This window comes from Streptomyces sp. NPDC089919 (genome assembly GCF_040684615.1).
Classification (GTDB): Bacteria; Actinomycetota; Actinomycetes; order Streptomycetales; family Streptomycetaceae; genus Streptomyces.
The window spans coordinates 1-2177 of the sequence record NZ_JBFBGK010000224.1; the positions used below are offsets into that span (position 1 = coordinate 1).

Sequence of the window (2177 nt, forward strand, 5' to 3'; positions counted from 1 at the left end):
TTCCCGAAACCGGTGGGCGGCTGCCCCCGGAGCCCCCGGCCCCGCCGCTCCGCGACGGGCATTCGGGGCTCCGCCCCGGACCCCGCGCCTCAAACTCCCCCAGCTACCGCTGGGAGGTGCCCCCAGCGCGGCTGGGTGTGCCGCGACGGCGACGGCGACGGCGACGGCGACGGCGACGGCGACCAGAACGACGGACCACACGAATGGGGATCGGCATGAGTACAGCGAACGCGACCACCGGCGAGGCCGACCCCGGCCCGACGCCCACGACGGCGGGGACGGCGAAGGCGCCGACCAAGGCCACGACCGCGCCGGCGACGGCGACGGCGGAGACCAAGGCCAAGGCCACGGCGGCCACGGCGAAGGCAACGGCACCCGCTGGATGGGAGGCCGTCGGGTGGGAGGGGATGGTGACGGCCGCGTTGTTGGGGACCGCCCGGCGGCGGCAGGGGATGCCGGCGGAGGCCGGGCCCGAGGGGCTGCTCGACGCCGCCGCCCTGGAGACCGTACGCCGCCGCGCCGGACTGCGGCCGGCCCCCGCCCGCCCGCTGCCCGCCCCCGCCGCCGAGGACCCCCGCCCAGAACTCCCGCCGCAGGCCCGGGCCCGTCTGGCGCAGCTGCTCGCGGGCCGGGCCGCCGGCGCCGGCCGGGGCGCGCTGCCGGATCTGACCGAGCTCCTCCCCCAGTGGCTGGCCGCCGCCAACGCCCACGGCTACCGGGCCCCCGCGGCCCTGTTGCCCGCCCTGCTGGACGCCGCCAAGGCGCGTACCGACCTGCGCCCCGCCGCCGTGCGGCTGGCCGGACCCCGCGGCCGGTGGCTGGCCGGGCTGGGCGGCGACTGGCGGTTCGCCCTCCGCAGCGGCGAGGGCGGCACCGACCTGCCGGACCCCGCGGACGACCCCGCCGTACGCCGCCTCTGGCAGGAGGGGCTGTTCGCGGAGCGGGTCGCCCTGCTGGCGGCCGTCCGCGCCCACGACCGGTCCGCCGCCCGGGAGTTGCTGACCTCGACCTGGGCCACCGAGCGGGCCGAGGACCGCCTGATGTTCCTGGACTCGCTGCGCACCGGCCTGACCGCCGCGGACGAGCCCTTCCTGGAGTCGGCACTGGGCGACCGCAGCCGCAACGTCCGCGGTACCGCCGCCGAGTTGCTGTCGGCCCTGCCGCACTCCGCCCTGGCCGGCCGGATGGCGGCCCGCGCGCTGGCCTGTGTGGGCCCCGAGGGGGTGACGGCGCCGACCGGGTGCGACGCCGGGATGCGCCGGGACGGCGTGGTGGAGCGGCCCCCGGCCGGCCGCGGGGAGCGCTCCTGGTGGCTGGGTCAGGTGGTGGAGGCGGCCCCGCTGCACTGCTGGTCGCAGCGGTACGAGGGCCGGTCCCCGGCGGAGATCCTGGCGCTGCCGATGGACGCGGGCTGGGCGGAGGACGTCCACGCGGCCTGGTGCCGGGCCGCGGTCCGGCAGCGCGATCCGCTCTGGGCCCGGGCCCTGCTCGGCGCCCCGGCGGGGCCGCCCGCCGCGGGTCCGGGCACGGCCTCGCTGGCCGAGCGGGCCAAGCTGCTGGAGACGCTGCCGCCGGTGGAACGCGCCGGCTGGGTCGCCGAGTTCGTGCGCGCGCACGGCCTCTCGGAGGCCTTCCAGCTGCTGGGCGTGTGCACCGTCCCGTGGGCCGGCCCGCTGGGCCGGGCGGTGGTGGACGCCCTGGACACCGCACGGGACGCGGGGAGTTACCCCTGGAGCTTCAGCGGGGTGATGGGGCTGGCCGAGCGCTGCCTGGATCCGGCGGAGGCCGACCGACTCGAAGCGCTGACGGCCGGGCCGGCCGACGCCGGCGGCCCTCCCGGCGAGCCCGGCTCCAGCGCCGAGGGCTACTGGGCCGAGGCCTTCGCCCGGCTGGTCGCCACCCTCCGCCTCCGCGCCGCGATGCTGACGGAACTGACCCCGACCACCTGACCCGACCACCTGACCCGGCCGCCCGGTACGCATGCCGCGGGCAGCCGCCCGGCGTACGGCCACCCCCTCGGCCATTACGCGTGCCGCGGGCAGCCGTGCGGCGTACGGCCGCCCCCTCGGCCATTACGCGTGGCCGCGGGCGGTCGGGATGTGTGGGGAGCGGTGCTGGGGGCACCTCCCAGCGGTAGCTGGGGGAGGGGGTGGCAGGCTGGACCGGAGGCAGGCCCG

The 2177-nt window shown here is 79.2% G+C and carries 1 protein-coding gene; it reads left to right on the forward strand.

Going from position 1 to position 2177, the window contains the following annotated elements:
• Positions 1-407: 407 nt before the first annotated feature.
• Positions 408-1949 (forward strand): DUF5691 domain-containing protein, encoded by a 1542-nt coding sequence (locus tag AB0O40_RS37765; protein ID WP_365050881.1) that lies wholly within the window; start codon positions 408-410, stop codon positions 1947-1949.
• Positions 1950-2177: the final 228 nt, after the last annotated feature.